We start from the raw sequence: 20839 nt of genomic DNA, 5'->3' as shown, positions 1-20839 counted from the left end.
TCGTCTCCCGGGTTCAGGCTGAAGTGCCGATGCGCTGCAGGCGGTAGCTGCCATCCAGCACGCCGTTCACCCACTCCTGGTTGTCCAGGTACCAGTCAACGGTGAAGGCGATGCCCTGTTCGAAGGTGTACGCCGGTTCCCAGCCCAGGTCGTTCTTCAGCTTGGAGGCATCGATCGCGTAGCGGCGGTCATGGCCGGGGCGGTCGGTGACATAGGTGATCTGGCTGCTGCGCGGCTGGCCATCGTCGCGCGGGCGGCGTGCATCGAGCAGCGCGCAGATCGCGTGCACCACTTCAATGTTCTGCTTTTCCGAATTGCCGCCCACGTTGTAGGTCTCGCCCACCTGGCCCTTGGCCAGCACGGTACGGATCGCTTCGCAGTGGTCGGTCACGAACAGCCAGTCGCGCACCTGCTTGCCGTCGCCGTACACCGGCAGCGGCTCACCGGCCAGCGCCTTGGCGATCACCAGCGGAATGAGCTTTTCCGGGAAATGGTACGGGCCGTAGTTGTTCGAGCAGTTAGTGGTCAGCACCGGCAGCCCGTAGGTGTGATGGAACGCGCGCACCAGGTGGTCCGACGCCGCCTTGGACGCCGAGTACGGCGAATTGGGCGCATACGGAGTGGTTTCGCTGAACTTGCCGGTCTCGCCCAGGGTGCCGTACACCTCGTCGGTGGACACGTGCAGGAAGCGGAACGCCGCGCCCTGCTCGGCCGGCAGGCCCTTCCAGTGGTCACGCACCGCTTCCAGCAGGCCCAGGGTACCCACCACGTTGGTCTGGATAAAGGCGCCCGGGCCGTCGATGGAACGGTCCACATGGCTTTCGGCAGCGAAATTCAGCACGGCATCGGGCTGGTGTTCGGCCAGCAGGCGCGCCACCAGGGCGCGGTCGCCGATGTCGCCCTGCACGAACACGTGGTTCGGGTTGCCGTCCAGGCTGGACAGGGTCTTCAGGTTGCCGGCGTAGGTAAGCGCATCCAGGTTCACGACCTTGATGCCGCGGGCAACGGCTTCGAGAACGAAGTTACCGCCTATGAATCCGGCGCCGCCGGTGACAAGCCATGTGGACACTACCAGTTCTCCAATTCGGTGCAAGCCGGGCGCAGCCCTGACAGCACTACAGAATACATCGACCGATGTTGAGGACCGCATGCGGCGCCTGAACATCGGCGCTGCAAACCTTTCGATGCGGCATCGCAGCACAACCATACGCATTCGCATGGTCACGCAAGGCCAGTTAGAATCCAGATCCCACCCCCGAACCGGTTGCTGTGCGAGGACCGGACGTTTCCCGTTACTGTGAGCCGGCCAACGGCCGGCACTACAAGGATCGAGTACCAGATGAAAATCCTCGTCGCGTACAAGCGCGTGGTGGACTACAACGTCCGCATTCAGGTCAAGCCGGACGGTTCCGGCGTGGTCACCGACGGCGTCAAGCTGTCCCCCAACCCCTTCGATGAAATCGCACTGGAAGAAGCCCTGCGCCTGCGCGACAAGGGCATCGCCACGGAAGTGGTCGTCGCCACCATCGCCCCGGCCGACGCCCAGGCGCATCTGCGCAACGGCCTGGCCATGGGCGCCAACCGCGCCATCCACGTGGTGACCGACCAGGCCATCCAGCCGCTGACCGCCTCGCGCACCCTGCTCAAGCTGATCGAGAAGGAACAGCCGGACCTGGTGATCCTGGGCAAGCAGGCCATCGACGACGATGCCAACCAGACCGGCCAGATGCTGGCCACGCTGTGGGGCCGCCCGCAGGCGACCTTCGCCAGCAAGCTGGACATTGCCGACGGCAAGGCCACGGTCACCCGCGAAGTCGACGCCGGCCTGGAAACGCTGGAAGTAGACCTGCCGGCGGTGGTCACCACCGACCTGCGCCTGAACGAGCCGCGCTTCATCAAGCTGCCGGACATCATGAAGGCCAAGGCCAAGCCGCTGGAAACCCTGCAGCTGGCCGATCTGGGCGTTGAAGCCGCCGACACCTTCAAGACCACCCAGTACGCCGCGCCGTCCAAGCGCAGCAAGGGTGTGATGGTCAAGGACGCGGCCGAACTGGTTGCCGCACTCAAGCAGAAGGGGCTGCTGTAATGAGCAAGATTCTCGTCATCGCCGAGCACCACGACGGCAAGCTCAACGCCGCCACCGCCAAGACCGTCAGCGCCGCCGCCGCCATCAGCGGTGCCAGGATCGACGTGCTGGTGCTGGCCGCCGACCCGGCCGCCGTTGCTGCTGAAGCAGCGAAGATCGCCGGCGTGGCCAAGGTCCTGACCGTGGCCAACGCCGCCAATGCGCAGGCCATTGCCCAGGTGCTGGCCCCGCAGATCGCGCAGCTGGCCAAGGGCTACAGCCACGTGTTCGGCCCGTCCACCACCTTCGGCAAGGACCTGATGCCCTGCGTGGCCGCCCTGCTGGGCGTCAACCAGGTGTCCGACCTGATGAGCGTGGAAGGCAGCCACACCTTCAAGCGCCCGATCTATGCCGGCAACGCGATCATCACCGTGGAAGCCCCGGCCGACCAGATCGTGGTCGCCACAGTGCGCGCCGCCTCCTGGCCGGAAGCCGCCCAGGGTGGCAATGCCACCGTTGAAGCGGCCAGCGTGGATGCGGCCCTGCCGACCCATACCCGATTTGTGGGCCTGGCCGCCGGTGCCAGCGACCGCCCGGACCTGCAGGCCGCCAAGCGCGTGGTCTCCGGTGGCCGCGGCGTCGGCTCGGAAGAGAACTTCAAGGTCATCTTCCAACTGGCCGACAAGCTCGGTGCCGCCGTCGGTGCCTCGCGTGCCGCGGTTGACGCCGGCTACGTGCCCAGCGATCTGCAGGTCGGCCAGACCGGCAAGATCATCGCGCCGGAGCTGTACGTGGCCGTGGGCATCAGCGGTGCCATCCAGCACCTGACCGGCATCAAGGATGCTGGCACGATCGTGGCGATCAACAAGGACGGCGATGCGCCGATCTTCGAGATTGCCGACATCGGCCTGGTCGGGGATCTGTTCACGATCCTGCCCGAGCTCGAAAAGGCGCTGGGCTGAGAATTCACCCAAAGTGCCGCGTAATCAACATGTTACGCGGCACGTCCTGTTTGAATGATGGCTTGCAGGGACGCCGGTCTGGATCACTCGTCCTTGCAGTGCCTGTCGTTATAATCCGGGGTCAACCCGTGTAAGGACTGCATTGATGACGCTCCCGTGTTTCAAGGCCTATGACATCCGTGGCCGCGTTCCGGATGAACTGGATGAACGCCTTGCCCGCCGTATCGGCGCTGGCACCGCTGCGTTGCTGGGCCCGGGACCGGTAGTGGTTGGACACGACATCCGCCTCAGCAGCCCCGCCCTGATGCAGGCTGCCGTGGAGGGTCTGACGGCGAGTGGACGCGACGTTATCGACATCGGCATATGTGGCACCGAGGAGGTCTACTTCCAGACGTTCCACCGCAAGGCGGCCGGCGGCATCATGGTGACCGCCAGCCACAATCCGATGGACTACAACGGGATGAAGCTGGTCCGCGAGGAATCCAAGCCGATCAGTGGCGATACGGGCCTGTTCGACATCCGCGACTTCGCTGCCTCGGACGCCCCCCTCGGCAATGGCCAGGGCACGATCCGCCGGGATGCGGACAAGTCCGCCTACATCCAGCATCTGCTGGGTTATGTCAACGTGGCCAATCTGAAGCCGCTGAAGATCGTCACCAACCCCGGAAACGGCGGCGCAGGCCTGGTGATCGACGAACTGGCCGCACACCTGCCGTTCGAATTCATCCGCATCCAACACGAAGCGGATGGCAGTTTCCCCCACGGCATCCCCAATCCCTTGCTGCCGGAAAACCGTGCGGCAACCCGTGATGCCGTGCGCAAGCATGGCGCTGACTTCGGTATTGCCTGGGATGGCGACTTCGATCGCTGCTTCTTCTTCGACGCCGAAGGCAACTTCATCGAGGGTTACTACCTGGTTGGGCTGCTGGCCACGGCGCTGCTCGCACGCCAGCCCGGCGGCAAGATCATCCACGACCCGCGCCTGACCTGGAACACCGTGGAGATGGTCAAGCTGGCCGGTGGCGTGCCGATCATGAGCAAGACCGGGCATGCCTTCATCAAGGAGCGCATGCGTGCTGAGGACGCCATCTACGGTGGCGAAATGAGCGCACACCACTACTTCCGCGAGTTCGCCTACTGCGACTCGGGCATGATCCCCTGGCTGCTGATCGCACAGCTCGTTTCCAGCAGCGGCAAGTCGCTGGGCGAACTGGTGGCGGACCGCATGAAGGCTTACCCGTGCAGTGGCGAGATCAACTTCCGCGTGGACGATGCCAAGGCGACCGTCGCACGCGTGTTGGCGCATTTCGAACCGCAACAGCCGTCCCTGGATCGTACCGACGGCGTCAGCGCCGATTTCGCCGACTGGCGTTTCAATCTGCGCAGTTCCAACACCGAACCGCTGCTGCGGCTGAACATCGAGACCCGCGGTGATGAAGCATTGCTGCAGGACCGCATCCGCGAGCTGACCGCCCTGATTGGCGGCACGCCAGCCAATCACTGAGAAGGACCACTTCGTATGACCCCTATTGTTCCCGTCATTCTTTCCGGCGGCTCGGGCACACGGCTGTGGCCGCTGTCGCGCGAAGCCTATCCGAAGCAGTTCCTGCCTCTGGTCGGCGATGACACCATGCTGCAGGCCACCTGGAAGCGCGTCGCTTCCATTGCAGGTGCTGCGCCGATCGTGGTTGCCAACCAGGAACACCGCTTCATGGCGGCCGAGCAGTTGCGTGAGTGCAAGGTGCTGCCGCAAGCCCTGATTCTTGAGCCGGTTGGCCGCAACACCGCGCCGGCCATTGCCATCGCCGCGCTGCAGGCCTTGGCCGGCGGAAACGACGCCCTGTTGCTGGTCCTGCCTTCCGACCATGTGGTCCGCAACGAAGCAGCCTTCCACGCGGCGGTCAAGGAAGCTGCCATCGCAGCCGAGGCCGGCAAGCTGGTCACCTTCGGCATCGTGCCGACTGCGCCGGAAACCGGCTATGGCTACATCAAGGCCGCCGCCGGCGAAGGCGTGCGTGCCGTCGACCGTTTCGTCGAGAAGCCCGACCTGGCCACCGCTGAACAGTACGTCGCTTCGGGCGAGTACTTCTGGAACAGTGGCATGTTCCTCTTCAAGGCCTCGCGGTACCTGAAGGAACTGGAAGCGCTGCAGCCGGCGATCCTGGCTGCGTGCCGCCAGGCACTCGACAAGGCGGCCCGCGACAATGACTTCATCCGACTGGACGCCGATGCCTTCGCTGCCAGCCCGAACGACTCGATCGACTACGCAGTGATGGAAAAAACCGCCGATGCTGCGGTCGTCCCGCTGGATGCAGAATGGAACGACGTGGGTTCGTGGTCGGCGCTGTGGGAAGTGTCGGACAAGGACGCCGACGGCAATGCCTGCCACGGTGACGTGATCGCCTTGGACTGCAAGGACAGCTACGCCTATGGCAACCGCTTGATTGCCATGGTCGGACTGCAGGACGTGGTGGTCGTGGAAACCGACGACGCCGTGTTCGTGGGCCACAAGGACCGCGTGCAGGACGTCAAGGAAATCGTCGGCCAGATCAAGCGCGACGGCCGCAGCGAAGCCGCCGCCCATCGCAAGGTCTACCGCCCGTGGGGCGCTTACGATTCCATCGACAACGGTGCCCGCTTCCAGGTCAAGCGCATTACCGTGAAGCCGGGTGCGACGCTGAGTCTGCAGATGCACCACCACCGTGCCGAACACTGGATCGTGGTCAGCGGCACGGCCGAAGTGACCCGCGGTGACGAGGTGATCCTGCTGTCGGAAAACCAGAGCACCTACATCCCGCTCGGCATCACCCATCGCCTGAAGAATCCGGGCAAGCTGCCGCTGGAACTTATCGAAGTACAGTCCGGCAGCTATCTGGGCGAAGACGATATCGTCCGCTTCGAAGACAGCTATGGCCGGGCCTGATCGAGAATCTTAACTTTAGAATATCTCGACATGAGCGCCCGCTGCCCTGCAGCGGGCGCTTTTTTCTAGCCCAAGGCGATAAGCTGCACCTATGTCGGGAAGAACCAGACAGTGGGCAGGGGGAAGGGTACGTATGAAGATGGGCCCGAGATTTTCATTGGACAACCCTATAGGGTTTTGACCGATGCGCTGTACATGAGTTATATGAAAGGAAGATTTGAGCGACACACCATCAGGAGTCTGTCGGACATGGCTCACGAAATCCTTCTGAACGAGGGCGCCAGCGTTGGCCTCACTACGCTCTTGCATTCCCGCATCCCCGAGCATGTTCACGCTTTCGAGCCATCACCAAGGACATTTCAACTCCTCAGGGATAATGTGAAGCGCGCTGGCGGTTTAAAAACGTCACCTTGCATTTGCCTGTTTGGGTGAGCATGCGGGAAAATTTGAACTAGTCTTTTCCTTACAAAATCTTCCCGGGGCTTTTGAAGCTAGCCAGAACCAGGCAGACGCCGTACATGCAATTGGGCCCATTCGAATCGAGACCTTTGGTGACGTCATACGTAGCGGCCAGCCCCACAGGAGCGACATAATCAAGATCGATGTCGAGTGGTTCGAGTTACGAGTACTTCGAGGAAGCAGTGGTCGTTGTAGCGGAACAATCCCGCCACGGCACTCGAAATGAACTACTGGTGCCTCCATGCATTCCGGCGCCCAAGCATTCCTGACTTCATGGATGTATTACTGCTCCCCCCTTTGCAGGTACAGCAAGACCACCAGCGCATTCTGCGCGACCCATCCGGACGCCATACGGTGATGCACCCACCGACGCACCAGCATCTTCCGGCGTCAAACTCTGCTCTGCGGCCGTGAGACCGAGCCGGCTTCAGGCCTGATCGAAGCCTTTCCGTTTCATGTGGGCGACTGATCCGTCGTTTGGACTCACTTGAGTTAAAGCAATAAGGCCGGGCTCTCGCCCGGCCTTGACATGAACTCCGTAGATATGGTCAGTTATCGCCAAACAGGTCCCTGGTGTAGACCTTCTCTGATACGTCGGCGATATTTTCGGACATTCGGTTACTGATGATGACGTCAGCCTCGCGCTTGAATGCCTCAAGGTCATTGACCACGCGCGAGTTGAAGAAATCTGCATCTCCCAATACGGGCTCATACACGATGACCTCGACGCCCTTCGCTTTGATCCGCTTCATGATTCCTTGAATGCTGGAAGAACGGAAGTTGTCCGACCCACTCTTCATGATCAAGCGATAGATGCCCACTACCTTGGGTTTCAGACGCAGGATATCCCCTGCAATGAAGTCCTTCCGGGTTGTATTGGAGTCAACAATTGCCCGGATGATGTTCTGGGGAACACTCTGGTAGTTTGCCAACAACTGCTTGGTGTCTTTCGGCAAGCAGTAGCCCCCATAGCCGAAAGAAGGATTGTTGTACCCTCCCCCGATACGCGGGTCGAGACAGATCCCCTCAATGATCTGACGGCTGTCCAAGCCATGCGTCATTGCATAGGTGTCGAGCTCATTGAAGTAGGACACGCGCATCGCCAGATACGTATTGGCGAACAGCTTGATTGCCTCAGCCTCTGTCGAATCCGTAAGCAGGACGGGCACATCCTGCTTTTCCGCACCCTGCTCAAGCATCTGGGCGAACTGTTTGGCTTCAGCCGAACTACCGCCCACGATGATACGGGACGGGTACAGATTGTCGTAAAGTGCGCGACCCTCGCGCAGGAACTCGGGCGAAAACAAGATGTTATCGACACCAAACTTCGCACGAACACTCTGGGTGTATCCCACGGGAATGGTGGATTTGATCACCATCGTAGCGGACGGATTGATTTCAAGCACCTGCTTGATTACGGCCTCAATCGAACGGGTGTTGAAATAGTTCGTTTCGGGATCGTAATCGGTTGGCGTGGCAATGATCACGTATGCCGCGTCAGCATAGGCGTCAACGGGGTCGAGCGTGGCGCGGAAGTTCAGCGTACCGCTCTGCAGCGCCTGCTGGATCTCAGCGTCAACAATCGGGGACTCGCCCCGGTTGAGCTTCTCCACCTTATCTGCAATCAGGTCAAGCGCGACCACTTCGTGATGGCGCGCCAACAGCACACCGTTGGAAAGGCCCACATAGCCGGTGCCCGCAATGGCGATCTTCATTGGTTATCTCTCTATACGACGTTGCTAGGGTGCGGGTACGTGGAGCATGCGCTCCCGCGCGCACTGGTAGTAGATGTTGCCTTTCCAGAATGCAAGGCCTTGGTCAGCGGCCTCGGTCGCCAACGCGTCGCGCATTGTCACACAGGCCGGGCCGGGCCAGAGCGAACGGGTCATGGCCTCCCCTTTCGGACTCAGATACGGGACAGCCATGTAATAGCTGGAGCAGACCAGCAAGGGAATGCTCGCCAGCGCCGCACCGACCCAGGAACGGTTGCTTGCCTGCTCCGGCTCCAGGATGCGGAGGCAGCACATGGCACTGATGAGCAACGCCAAGGCAGCAGGCAACAAGAGTCGATCACCCCAGGCATCCCAGCCGAATGGTGCCCACCAGCGCGCAAAGGCCACGGCCGACAAGATTAATACGGTCAGCGCTGCCAGCAACGCCTGGCGGCGCGGAACGAGGCCCACGATCCGCCAACCGACCAAGCCCATGAGCAGCGCCCCGCCCCAGAAGACAAGAATGCCGCCATTTGGGGAGAATATGGATCCAAAGAAGAATTCAGCACTCTTTGCCAGCGCTGGAGTGGTCAGTTCAGCCTCGGCCATGTAGGCCTTGGGCAGCGGCACCCCGTACTTGAACCAACTGTATGCAGCCGCCAGAACCTGCGACAGCAGGACAGGTCCCACGGCAACGGCAAACGCGCACCTGAGACGCGATCTGCCTGCCGGGTGTTGATACAGGGCGTGGAGAGGTCGAATGGCAACGAGGAGCAGTAACGCCATCGCCGCTCCCATAAACAAAGCTAGTGTGTCTTTGTAAAGTGGAAACAGGAACCCTGCTAGGCCCAACATCCACCACGAAGACCTGGCCGGCTGAAGGTTTGGTGCCGTGAGCACCTGAACGAACGCCGCGATGTATAGGCCACAGAAGACACCAGCCTGAACCTCCAATGCGCCGCTAAGGACGTAGAACATCGGCAGAGGACTCAGGGCCAGCGCGAGCACATACGCCCAGCCAGCACGGAGCAGCAGTACCCCGCCCCTTGTAAACCACAATGCCGCAAGCGGCAGCAACAAACAGAACAAATTGAGTGTAGCCAAGCGGACAGCGGTGAGGCCGCTGGAGGTCTCCGTTATGCCCGCATTGACCAGATAGGCAAGGGGAAACTTGCTCATCCCTTCGCATGGCAAACGGACTGTCTGTTCAAGACAGTGTTTTGCAGTCTGCCAATCACCCTTCCAGGCAACGTGATCGGTCGGGTTGAACTGGACAAGGCCGGTGCTGGTCCAAGTCACCACAGCAAGGCAGACCACCGCAATCAACCAGCCCACGCCAGCGCGGCGTGCGTACCGGTCAGCGTTCAGCGCGAAGGCTTGGGCAGGCATTTCCATGCACCGTCGCTGTTGGCCATTGGCGTGCACTCGTGCGCCGCCGTCAATGTCGAACGATGCTGCTCGAGCAGCGCGCCCGAAACAAGATAGACAGCACCTGGATCAATCGTTTTGAGACGTGCTGCGTAGTCGCAGTGATATGCAGTCTGCTTATCGGGTGTACGAGCAGCATAGAAATTATTGGTGGGAATTCCCATCGAGGCGGCAAGGTGTCCCACCGACTCATAGTTGCGCACACCACCTGGGGTAGCCTGGTGGTCGCACTGCCATGCCGGGTACACGAAGATCGCGGTGTAATTGCCACGTGGGACGTCCGTCAGGCGCAACGATTGATACGAGTCAATGTTCAGCCGTACTTGATGGCCGATCGTACGGATATCGAGCAGCTGGACGGCCACCACCGCGGTCAGGAGAAGTGCCAGTCTGCGTAGTCCCAAGCGAAGAGAGCTGGCAGCAAGGAAGATCAACAGCAACCAGAATCCTGCCATCCAGAACAGGCGACCGCTGCCGCGGAAGCGCGACAACAGGTAGTTGATGCTCCCGGGAACGGGAACTTCCAACGCGTGTCCGGCAAGCGTAATGGTGGTCGACACGGCGACGATCGTGCACAGAAGTACGACCAGGAGCGCCGACATGAAGGGGAATCGACTGGATTGCAACCGGTGATTCAGACACAACAGGAGCGTGATTGCGCCCAGCGCGAGCACCCCCAGGCCTACGTAGGTATAGCCCTCGAAACTTTGGCCGCCAGTGGGATCAGGGACATCCAACGGAAGTAGCGCGGCGCTTCCATTGGAATCGAACGGACCCAGCAAATTCATCGAGTAGACGCCATAGCCGCTCGTGCTCGCAGTAGTCCCGCCCATGAACCCAAACACCCAGAGCCCAAACGCCGCAAGCGCCGCCATGCTGCCGAGACGAATTGCAACCTGCCGCCAACCCAGCGTTGAACAGGACATGATGACAAGGCTTCCGTTGCTGATCAGCACCAGGAGCGCCAGATACGGATTCAGGCCGGTGGCCAGTACCACGACTGCTCCATTGGCGAGCACCCATGCACGCCCCTTCCAGTCCAGGGTGGACAGGGCGACCCAGATAGAGATGACCAGAACCCATTGCGAGGAAAGTGCGGTGTGGCCTTGGAAGCGATAGAAGGTGTACGGAATGCTGGCAAACAGGATGCCGATGAGGACGGCGGCGTATCGCGAAAGAAGCTCGTCACCCTGCCCGGTAAGACGCAAGGTGCGCAGCGCCGCAAGGTAGCCGAACACGCCTTGCAGCACCAGACATGCCATGAAGTAGTAGCCGAAGTACTGAGTACCCGGCGTAACCAGACTCGCGAATGGCTTGGCCACCAGCAGGAGCAGCGGCATGGGATCGAACAGAGAGATGCTGATCGGCTCTGGATAGCTGACGCGCAACGTTGTCAGCCAGCTGGCCGACGTGTCAGACAGATACTGGCTCCAAGCGACGTGCACCTGGGCAAGATCACCCCAAACCCAACGCAAATTGTGAACATCCAACGGCCCACTACCCAGCACCTTGCTCGCCCACCAAGCAGCGAACAGCGCCACAAGAAGCGCGCCGATGATCGTTGCGAGCCGCATCCAAAGCGCTCGGATTCCAGGAGAAGCGACCATAGTCATCGACACTGGTAATCCACGCCTTTTGCACTATGCCTGAAGGGATCGGTGAGATCATCGGTGTATTGCCCCATGATCAATCGCTCCTTGGGCAGGAAGTGCGTCCTGTAGAAGCGCCCCAGGCTGGCAACGCGCTCACCCTTGTCGGTCAGCCGAACGCAGCCATTGTCTATGGTAATGGTCCCGGACTGCAGCTGCTCCGTCAGACGGATGTCAACAAGCCGATGCTCGACCATGTACTCATTGACGAATACATCGCCCATGCGCGCCTGCTGGATCCCGCCACCACGCTGCTGCAACTTTTCCAGAATGTAGAATGACAGCGAACGATCTACGACCGTCGGCACGCTGATGGCGAACGCATAGCCAGCCAGCGCCCACACAGACAACAGCAGGACGCGTTCCAGACCACTGAACGCGGCCAAACCTCGCACAGCCCAGAGCACCCCTCCGGTCACCGCCACGGCAATCAGCGCGTCAATCAATGCGGCATACAGCACCACGTTGACACGGAAATAGTGCACATGCAGGAAATGTATGACAAACAACGTCAGCACAAACGCGACCGTAGCCAGGCAAGCCTGCAGGTAACGATTCATCGAAACACCATGAATTTGTTGGCGAGGAAGCTACAGGCCATCTGCATCACGGTGGCCACCAGAAAACCAACGGTGTAGTCGAATCCCAGCCGGTCGGTCCACACGTAGAGAATAAGCCCGTGAAATACGGCAATAACGGCGTAAACCGCCAGAAACATCGAACCCTGACGGACGATGCTCCGATCGGTTGCGCGAAATACGAAGTAGCGACTACCCAGGAACGACGTGAGAATTCCGAACACAGCAGCGATCCCATTGGCCACGCCTGCCGATGGGATCTCAAGCACCTCAATGTTGAAGCGAAGAACACCGTAGTGCACGGCGGTCGCTGCAAGCCCGTTGATCAGATAGCGGAAGAACTGTCCGCCGAGAGCCGTCCTAGCGCTCGCGAGCATGGGAGACATGGTCAACGAACTCTCGATAACTACCAATGCCAAGCACGCCACCACTGCGGATCATGCCCGACAGCATGAGGATGATGAGCGTCAGCGCGGCCGTCTGCAGGAACACCAGCAGCAGGATACCGAATGCCAAGGAGAACCAACCTGGCGTTGCGAATCCCATAGCCTTGAGCAGGAGTGCGACCACTCCTCCCACGACCGACAGGCCTGCAACCAACGTACATGCGATGCCTACACGGACGAGCACATCTTCCGCGAAAACCATCAGCGCCCTGAAGCCATGCAACGCGAGGCCCACAAAGTTCATCTTGCTCTTCCCGGCATATCGTGGGCCGCGGTCCAGCGGACAGCTCTGTACACGCAACTTGGAGCTCAGAACGCTGGCTGCCACATGTGTCCACAATTCCTGCATTGCCGCCAAACGGCGAACCGCCGGCATCTTGGCTGCCATGAAGTTGCCAAAGCTGATCCTGCGACCGCTTAGCATGGAGAACAGGAATTTGTAGACCAAGTAGAAGGCTTTGAACTTGATCGATTCCACCCTGCTTTTCCGGGTTGCCACGACCACATCGACATCGGCGGAGGACAAGCCCGCGACGAGTTCAGTCATGCTCTCAGGCGTGTCCTCACCGTCTGAATCCATCACCACAACGATTGCCTCGTCGCCGAAGTGCTCGGCGGCATAGCTCAGTCCAATGGCGATGGCACGCTGGTGACCAACATTTCGACGCAGCTTGATGACCACACCGTCGAGACCTGCATCCGCAATGGCCTGGACCTGCAGCGGCTGGCGCACTGATCCGTCGTCGACAGCCACCACGTAGATATCAGGACCTTGGGTACGGGCGAGTTCCTGGAACAGCCGGGTGGACGCCTCCACGTCCTCATACACCGGCATCACCACGATCCTTGACGGCGTGACCATGTTCAACCCTGCAGACGCTGGCGGAAGTATGCGATGGTTTCCTTCAGCCCATCTTCCAGACAGACCTTGGGTTCCCAATCGAAGGTGGCCTTGGCCAAGCTGATGTCGGGCTGGCGCTGCTTCGGATCATCAGAAGGAAGCGGACGGTGAACGATCTTGGAAGAGCCACCCACGAGGCGCAGCACGGTTTCAGCGAGCTCCAGCATGGTGAACTCACCCGGATTACCAATATTCACCGGACCGGTGAAATCAGCCGGCGAGTTCATCAGGCGCAGCATGCCCTCGATCAGGTCATCGACATAGCAGAAGCTGCGTGTCTGCTGACCATCGCCATAGATGGTGATGGGGTCGCCCTTCAACGCCTGCACGATGAAATTGCTGACCACGCGACCATCGTTGGGGTGCATGCGCGGACCATACGTATTGAAGATACGCATCACCTTGATCTCGAGCTGATGCTGGCGCCAGTAATCAAAGAACAGGGTTTCCGCGCAGCGCTTGCCTTCGTCATAGCAACTGCGGATACCAATTGGGTTCACGCGCCCCCAGTAGCCTTCGACCTGCGGGTGAATCTCCGGATCGCCGTAGACTTCGCTGGTGCTGGCCTGGAGGATGCGTGCGCCCACTCGCTTGGCCAGGCCAAGCATGTTGATTGCACCATGAACGCTGGTTTTGGTCGTCTGCACCGGATCGTGCTGGTAGTGCACTGGGGAGGCAGGACAGGCAAGGTTGAAGATCCTGTCGACCTCAACGTACAGCGGGAAGGTTACGTCATGGCGCATCAGCTCGAAACGCGGATGCTTGAGCAATCCGTCGACGTTGGCCTTGCTGCCGGTGTAGAAGTTGTCGACGCAGAGCACGTCATGACCTGCCTCGATCAGGCGGTCGCAGAGGTGGGACCCGAGAAAGCCGGCACCGCCAGTCACTAGAACGCGTTTTTGTTCGTCAGCCATGTTCGATGCAGTCCTTAATATCGGGGCGGGTAGGAGGCGAACTATGGCCGCCCACCCAACAGTCATTCATACAATTGTAAGCGAATTCCGGGCAGATCAGTCGCTGGCCCCGGGTGCCACCATGGTGGTTTCCGCTTCCAGCATCCATGCAAGAGTCTGCCGCATATCCGGCGGATTCCAGTCCTGGATCAGGGACTTGAGCCGGCGGTTGTCACCCAGCAAGATCTTGACTTCGTTTGGTCGCACAAAGTCGGGGTTGACCCGGACCTCAAGCTCGTGACCCGTGAGTTCCGCACAGATGCGGACGATCTCAGTCAGCGTGCGACCGACACCGGTGCACACATTCACTACCCGGCCGACAGCCTCTGTCTGCTGCAGCAACTGGCGGTAGGCAGACACCACTGCTCGGACATCGCCGAAGTCGCGGGAGACCTCCAGGTTACCCAGTTCCATCACGCGCGCTCTTCTGGCGAAATGGGACACGATTTTGGGTACAAGGAACTGAGCGGCCTGCCCCACGCCTGTGTAGTTGAAGGGCCGGGTAATCACGATTGGCAGACGGTCCCGCCACAAGCCGGCGACATGTTCCATTGCCAGCTTGCTCACCGCGTAGTCATTTGCCGGCGCAGGCACTGTGTCTTCGTCCAGCATTCCCGCAGAGCTGTTGCCGTACACATTGGCGCTGCTCGCAAGCAGGACGCAAGCCGGGGCGTGCGACGCCTTCTCAAGCGCATCCAGAAGGTTTCTCGTACCCAGCAGGTTGACTGCGTAGAACTCTTCTACACGGCCATGACCGACAAATGCTAGCGCAGCGAGATGCACGACAAAGTCGACGCGAGCAGCTTCTACTGCCGTGAACACGGCCTCGCGATCGGTGAGGTCCGCGAACACGTGCTCCTGCGCCTCGGTGGCGGCACCCGCGGCACCGAGAGCGATGACATGGCAGCCCTGCTGCTGAAGTTCCTTCAGCATGTAGCGTCCAGTGAAACCGGACGCTCCCGTGACAAGGACGCGCTTGCCGACCAGGTCAGAAGGAGAAACCACGCTCGTTCCTCTGCAGGTCTGCTTCAACCATCATCTGGCACAACTGCTCCAGCGTGGTTTCCGGTTTCCAACCAAGGATCCGCCCTGCCTTTTCCGGATTGCCAATCAACAGGTCGACCTCGGCCGGGCGGTGGAACTTGGGATTGATCCGCATGACCGTCTTGCCGCTGGCGGCGTCCACGGCAACTTCGTCGAGATCTTTGCCACGGAATTCAACATCGATTCCCGCACCCTTGAAGGCCATACCGACGAAGTCTCGCACGGTCTCCGTTCGATTCGTTGCCAAAACAAAGGTGTCGGGCTGATCGGCCTGCAGCATCCGCCACATGCCTTCAACGTACTCTTTGGCAAAGCCCCAATCACGCTTTGCATCGAGGTTACCCAGCTCCAGGCACTCAAGCTGGCCGAGCTTGATCTTGGCGACCGAGTCGGTGATCTTGCGGGTCACAAACTCGCGGCCACGCAGCGGGCTCTCGTGATTGAACAGGATGCCGCTGGAACCGAAGATATCGTAGCTTTCACGGTAGTTCACCGTGATCCAGTGGGCGTAAAGCTTGGCCACACCATACGGACTGCGCGGATAGAACGGCGTATCTTCGACCTGCGGGACAGCCTGCACCTTGCCGAACATTTCCGAGGTAGACGCCTGGTAGAAACGGATCTTCGGATTGACCAGACGAATTGCCTCAAGCAGATTCAGCGCGCCAACACCGGTGATCTGGGCCGTTGTAGTAGGCTGGTCAAAACTGACACCGACGAAGCTCTGAGCGGCGAGATTGTAGATCTCGTCGGGCTGGATCTTCTGCACCATTGCCAGAGAGGTCCCGAGGTCCGTCAGATCGTATTCCACCAGGCTCAGGTTCGGGTGATTGGTAACACCGAGCTCATCAAGGCGCCAGAAGTTCACCGAGCTGGTACGGCGATACGTGCCGAATACCTGATATCCCTTCTCAAGCAGAAGTTGGGTGAGATATGCCCCATCCTGCCCGGTAACGCCCGTGATGATTGCCTTCTTAGTACTCATCGATTCTCTCGTAGATATTCAAACCAGAATGTGCAGCAGTACGTCGCAGCTGCGCCCGGCGCTCCGGGTCACAGGGGCGGCCAAACTGCCATATTAGCCTACCGCCGGGCCCTTCCGGCCCAACAATGGCTCGCCCTTTGTCTCTCGGCCTTCAGCGCCGCCGGGATCGAGCACCGCTGCCTTCAGGCGCTCCGCACTCTGTGCCCAGGTCAACCACTCCAAGCCACCCGGGCGCGGATGCTGCCCGCGCTCGAACAGGTTCAGCCAATCGTCAATCTCGCGGGACAGATCCTTGGCCGCCGAGGAAGCAAAGAAGTGAGCGTGTTGTCCCGCCACTTCCCTGAATACGGGAATATCCCGCGCGATAACGGGCAGCCCGCGCTGAGCGGCTTCGATGATCGGGAGCCCAAATCCCTCGCCTTCCGAACCTGCAATCAGGGCCGTGGAGCCGGCGTACAGCGCCTCCAGCAGGGCGTCGTCCGCCTTCGGCAGCCAGAACAGGTTGCGTCCCTGCTCCGGATGGGCCTCCAGGCGCGTGCAGAGTTCATCCACCATCCAGCCCTTCTTTCCAACGATCACCAGCGCGACAGACTGGCCGGACGCCCAAAGTTGCTCGAATGCGTTGAGTACGTGCAGATGACCCTTTCTCGGCTCCAGCGTACCGACCATCAAGAAGGACGGCGTTCGCCGCAACCGCTCCATGAGCGCCGACGCACTCTCCGGCACATCCGCCCGTGGAGCCGTCCCGTCCAGGTCGGCACCAAGGTGGAACCAGTCGACCTGTGGCGGATTCGGGTGGGACTGCTCCAACACCCAGGACTCGACGTCGTCGGCCACGGCGCGTGAGATGCACACGACTTGATCAGAAACCGTGATGACGTCCCGCAGCCAGCGCTCGTGGTGCCAGCCCCCTCCCTCCGGCCACCACTCGGGATGGCGAATCGGGAGGATGTCATAGATGACGAAGGCAATCTTGACCCCGGTTCTGCGCATATGCGCGAACCACTCTGGAATATAGGAGACTGCATCACCGACCAGATCGAGACCCAGGAACACATCTCCTGCGTGGCAAACCAGCGGCGTGTCTTCCTCCTCAGCCGTGCCGAAGAATGCGGATGCATAACGGTTGGCGCATACGTACTCCTTCTTCTCGCGATCAATGCGAACGAGCTGAATGCGATAGTTTGCTGGTGGATTTCGACCCCATTCAGCAATCACCTCGCGGGTCACGCGTTGGATGCCAGTCCGCAGGTCGTGGTTGGCCATCTCGGTTACATCCACAAGCAGGGTTCGATGCGGAGGCGGCAGGCTTCTGTCCAACGAATCAGCCAGTTGCAGCGCATCAAGTCCAGCCAACGGCCCGGAAGCCGTCAGGGCGTCCACTGCTTTGACCAGGATCGGGGCCTGGGCCAACTCTCCCCGATCCCGAGCGCCAACGGATTCGCAGGCGTCCAGGAACCGGTCGGCGACCACATCCCACGAAAAGACCTTGGCGCGTTCAAGGGAGTAAGCGCGCAGGGCGGGCAGGGTGTCGCGGCGACCCAGATGTCGCTCCAGCACCGAGCGTATTGATGCTACATCCATCGGATCGAACAAAGCACTGCGCTCGGTGGCGATCTCACGGATACTCGATGCGTCTGACGCCAGCACCGCCGCGCCGCAGGCCATGGCCTCCAGAACCGGTAGCCCGAACCCCTCATGCCAGGAGGGGAAGACGAACATCAGACACTCGTTGTACAACGCCACCAGCTCTTCGTCGCTCACGTACCCAATGAACTGAAGCGCATCCTGATCCAGGCCCAACTCATCTCCGAGAGCGCGCAATTGCGCGACATGGGGTGCATGCGTACGACCTGCAAATACCAGCTTCAAGCCAGACCGCAGGGCAGGATCGACGGACGCGTAAGCTTGCACCAAGCGCACCAGGTTCTTCCGGTCGTCCGAGCCACCTGTGTAGAGCAGGAACTCGCCGTTTACGCCGAACTTCGCACGAACGAGCTGTCTGGAGGCGTCGTCCGCAGCCAGCGGTCGAAATACCGCATCGCACCCTGTAGATATCTCGAAGACATCCTGCTCTGGAACGCCCGCGTGTGTCCGCGCCTCCTCTCCCGAGCTTGCGGAGATTGCGAACACGGCGTCCGCCTGCTTCACATGCTCCAATTTTTCCATGTAGAAGTCGCGATAACCGGGCTCGGAATCCAAGTAGACCTGTGGATTCATCAGCGGGATCATGTCGTACAGCGTCACGACAGTCGGCACATCGCCGCGCACCGGCACGCTGGTGACCGAATTGTCGACATAGCCCTCGAACAGACTTGAGACATGGATGATGTCGGGACTCAGCGCTGCGAGCGCGGCCTCGCGCACTACTTGGGCAGCGGCTCGGCGTCCGTTATTGACCCGGTCTTTGGCGATCACAGGCAACGGAACATGCCATACATGAACATTCTCGCGCGGCACATGAGCGGCGAGCTGCTCGCGAATAGGCTGAATGGTGTCAACAAATGCACCATTCAACGCAATATGCACCTCGTGGCCGCGACTACGACGCACAACGGCTTCTGCCAGCGAAAGGGAGTAGCGCCCAATGCCGCGATAGCGGCTCTCCGACTGCGCGCCCTGCAGGTCCATCAATATCTTCATTGCCGCCCCTCCTGGCGTTCCTCCTCAACCAACATCTGGTGAATAGCCCTGCCACGAATGGAGAGCTTGCTCGCTTCATCTTCTGTACCTGCGAAGCTCTGCACCTGGCCGGCAACCTCGACGTGCGGCACGGCCGCATCGACCACCGCGTGATTGACTGCAACTGAACGCAGCTTGGCGTGCAGCCCCGGGAAAACCATGATTACTTTATTGAGTGCACGTGCCAACGCTGGACGCGCCATCACACGACGCATCAGTGCCAAAAGAACGCGTCGGGTCGCATAGCGCGGCCGCTGTACCAGATGACTGAAGAACCGCAACGGCCGAGTCCATCGCCAGGAACGGCTTCGGTGCAAAGCATGCATCTCGCCTTCGAGTTGGGTCGCGCGGAGGAACCAATGATGAGCACTCTGATGGGCACCGGACAACTCCCCGCGCACCGAATCGAGCTCCTCACGCATATGCGAGTAGCTCGAACCTAGCCGCTCCAGCCGCCCGGCAAGACGCTGGGTACCGTGTGTCTGCGCCTGATTCTGGTCGCTGAGCTGCGCCACCTGCTGCTCCCGCTCGGTCGCCTTCAGGAACCAACGGTGCGCGTTGTCCAAGGACTCCTGAAGCTCGCGCTCAACCTGTGTCAGACGACCTTGCTTAGCTTCAAGCGCATCCTCGTACTTGAGCAGGGCGCGCTCATTCAAAGCAGCTACCACTGCCCAAGAATGCGAGGCGGCGGCGGCCGGCTGGTCCACGGCCGCTTTCAGGGCAGCGAACGTCCACTCGTCCGCCGGCTTGGAAAGCACAGTCAGGAATGCGCTTCGATAGCGCATTGGCAGCATGTTGACATCCAGTAGTGGCCGCCGGGTGGGATAAGGCTCCCTTACCTGCCCCATGGCGATTTCACGCACGGTGATCAGAAAGGCCAGCAACAGATGCTCAGGCCACACGCAGTCTTCGGATTGATCGGAAATCGCACCGTAGTCGATAAACGAAGCATCTCCAGCATCATCGACAATGACGTTCCATGGTCGAATATCGTTGTGATACCGTCCGCTGCGCTCCAACGCGACCAATTGATCCAAGAGGGAGTCGACCACCCTCTCGCTGGAGTATGGAGTCTGCCGCGCCATCATTACTGAAAGGAGCTGACCGGGCAGTAATTCCCGCAGCAACCAGACCGCCTCCTGATCACGACTGTGCTGAAGAAGACGCGGCGACCCCGGAAGCACTTCGCTGCCGCCCAAGTACGCCACCTCACGTTCGTACTCCTGGACGTTCGGAAGCAGCAGGTCCGGGTGTTCCAGCGACATCCGCTTCAGCATCACGCCTTTTGCAAAGAAGTAGCGGCGCGTTCCATGGTGACTGCCCATAGCGTGCGCGTGGGAAACTTCCTTGTACTCGTCAAAGAGCCTGAAGTCGCCACCCAGATGCCAGAATCGAGAGCTTGCGTAATAAAGCGGGCGATCAATGCCGGAAAGATGGGTCGGCTGGCTGCCCATGAAGCGGACGAAGGCGTACGAGCCGAGCAGATCGCTGGCGCGCTCAGGCTGAGACGGCCCCCAGTAAACAGGCTCTTCGCGCAACGCCAGCTCGTAGATGCCCACGGGTATGACAGCTGCAAGGTGGGCAATGATGTCAGTGACCGCCGAGAACCCATGCATGTGCACGAGGTGGTGAAACACGCTCAAGCCCAAAACCACGTCGTACTGCCCAGCCTTCAACTCACAGACCAGATCTTCAATACTTCCGTGAACAAAAGTGGCACCAACGCCGCTCTCAGCCGCCAGCGCCCTGCAGACCTCAACGTTTTGCTGCAGATAGTCTGCACCAACGACAGTGCAGCCGTCCGCCGCCAAACTGAGCGAGAAGAATCCTTGGGCACACCCCAGATCGAGGACGCGCACCGGACGCCCAAGCTGGGACTGCAGCCGGTGGACGACATCAGTAATGATCCGCAATCTGTCCACGCAGCTGCGCGAACTTCCGTCAGACAACTCCGGGTGCCCAAAGATGGGCTGGTATTTCTCAGGCAATGCGCTCACCAGAGTAGTGATCGCGCCTTCACCGCGTGCCGCGTTGTTATTCATGTTTGAGCTC

At 60.3% G+C, this 20839-nt stretch carries 16 protein-coding genes; 4 read left to right on the top strand and 12 right to left on the bottom strand.

Features of this window, described 5'->3' with window-relative positions; all coding sequences use genetic code 11:
- Window positions 1–13: 13 nt before the first annotated feature.
- On the bottom strand, window positions 14–1069 hold the full coding sequence (rfbB, locus tag G4G00_RS00870; RefSeq protein ID WP_164270753.1) for a dTDP-glucose 4,6-dehydratase: 1056 nt from the start codon (window positions 1067–1069) through the stop codon (window positions 14–16).
- A 270-nt stretch (window positions 1070–1339) separates the two neighbouring features.
- Here rfbB and G4G00_RS00865 point away from each other — a divergent pair, with 270 nt between their 5' ends.
- From G4G00_RS00865 to G4G00_RS00850, 4 genes are all read left to right on the top strand, one after another.
- Entirely contained in the window at window positions 1340–2086 is a 747-nt protein-coding gene (locus tag G4G00_RS00865; protein ID WP_060380126.1) for an electron transfer flavoprotein subunit beta/FixA family protein, read from the top strand.
- Complete coding sequence (locus tag G4G00_RS00860; RefSeq protein ID WP_164270751.1) at window positions 2086–3027, top strand: electron transfer flavoprotein subunit alpha/FixB family protein; 942 nt, start codon at window positions 2086–2088, stop codon at window positions 3025–3027. Before G4G00_RS00865 ends, G4G00_RS00860 begins: the two co-directional genes overlap by 1 nt.
- 145 nt (window positions 3028–3172) lie before the next feature.
- Window positions 3173–4531 (top strand): phosphomannomutase, encoded by a 1359-nt coding sequence (locus tag G4G00_RS00855; RefSeq protein ID WP_164270749.1) that lies wholly within the window; start codon window positions 3173–3175, stop codon window positions 4529–4531.
- A gap of 15 nt (window positions 4532–4546) precedes the next feature.
- A complete protein-coding gene (locus tag G4G00_RS00850; RefSeq protein WP_164270747.1) occupies window positions 4547–5950 on the top strand; it encodes a mannose-1-phosphate guanylyltransferase/mannose-6-phosphate isomerase in 1404 nt (467 codons plus the stop codon).
- 1007 nt (window positions 5951–6957) lie between these two features.
- Here the strand turns inward: G4G00_RS00850 and G4G00_RS00845 are convergent.
- The 11 genes from G4G00_RS00845 to G4G00_RS00795 form a co-directional block, all read right to left on the bottom strand.
- Entirely contained in the window at window positions 6958–8124 is a 1167-nt protein-coding gene (locus G4G00_RS00845) for a nucleotide sugar dehydrogenase (RefSeq protein WP_164270745.1), read from the bottom strand.
- 24 nt (window positions 8125–8148) lie between these two features.
- Window positions 8149–9516, bottom strand: coding sequence for a hypothetical protein (locus G4G00_RS00840; protein WP_164270743.1), 1368 nt, complete (start codon window positions 9514–9516; stop codon window positions 8149–8151).
- Window positions 9486–11162, bottom strand: coding sequence for a DUF6311 domain-containing protein (locus G4G00_RS00835; protein WP_164270741.1), 1677 nt, complete (start codon window positions 11160–11162; stop codon window positions 9486–9488). The genes G4G00_RS00840 and G4G00_RS00835 overlap by 31 nt, the downstream gene beginning before the upstream one ends.
- Window positions 11159–11758, bottom strand: a complete 600-nt coding sequence (locus tag G4G00_RS00830) for a hypothetical protein (protein WP_164270739.1) — start codon at window positions 11756–11758, stop codon at window positions 11159–11161. Before G4G00_RS00830 ends, G4G00_RS00835 begins: the two co-directional genes overlap by 4 nt.
- On the bottom strand, window positions 11755–12162 hold the full coding sequence (locus G4G00_RS00825; RefSeq protein ID WP_161770831.1) for a GtrA family protein: 408 nt from the start codon (window positions 12160–12162) through the stop codon (window positions 11755–11757). The genes G4G00_RS00830 and G4G00_RS00825 overlap by 4 nt, the downstream gene beginning before the upstream one ends.
- A complete protein-coding gene (locus G4G00_RS00820) occupies window positions 12137–13084 on the bottom strand; it encodes a glycosyltransferase (protein ID WP_164270737.1) in 948 nt (315 codons plus the stop codon). Before G4G00_RS00820 ends, G4G00_RS00825 begins: the two co-directional genes overlap by 26 nt.
- Window positions 13085–13086: 2 nt before the next feature.
- Window positions 13087–14037 carry a UDP-glucuronic acid decarboxylase family protein gene (locus tag G4G00_RS00815; RefSeq protein ID WP_164270735.1) on the bottom strand — a complete coding sequence of 317 codons (951 nt, stop codon included), beginning with the start codon at window positions 14035–14037 and terminating at the stop codon, window positions 13087–13089.
- Window positions 14038–14133: 96 nt separating this feature from the next.
- Window positions 14134–15081: a GDP-mannose 4,6-dehydratase gene (locus G4G00_RS00810; protein WP_164270733.1), complete on the bottom strand. Its 948-nt coding sequence runs from the start codon at window positions 15079–15081 to the stop codon at window positions 14134–14136.
- Window positions 15065–16105: a GDP-mannose 4,6-dehydratase gene (gene gmd, locus G4G00_RS00805; protein WP_164270731.1), complete on the bottom strand. Its 1041-nt coding sequence runs from the start codon at window positions 16103–16105 to the stop codon at window positions 15065–15067. Before gmd ends, G4G00_RS00810 begins: the two co-directional genes overlap by 17 nt.
- 93 nt (window positions 16106–16198) lie before the next feature.
- Window positions 16199–18748 carry a glycosyltransferase family 1 protein gene (locus G4G00_RS00800; RefSeq protein ID WP_164270730.1) on the bottom strand — a complete coding sequence of 850 codons (2550 nt, stop codon included), beginning with the start codon at window positions 18746–18748 and terminating at the stop codon, window positions 16199–16201.
- Entirely contained in the window at window positions 18745–20829 is a 2085-nt protein-coding gene (locus tag G4G00_RS00795; RefSeq protein WP_164270728.1) for a methyltransferase domain-containing protein, read from the bottom strand. Before G4G00_RS00795 ends, G4G00_RS00800 begins: the two co-directional genes overlap by 4 nt.
- Between the last annotated feature and the right edge of the window lie 10 nt (window positions 20830–20839).

Origin of the sequence: Stenotrophomonas sp. B1-1, from assembly GCF_010894375.1 — a bacterium.
GTDB lineage: Bacteria > Pseudomonadota > Gammaproteobacteria > Xanthomonadales > Xanthomonadaceae > Stenotrophomonas.
Note: the sequence above shows the minus strand (reverse complement) of the source record. Positions and strands in the feature narration are given on the sequence as shown.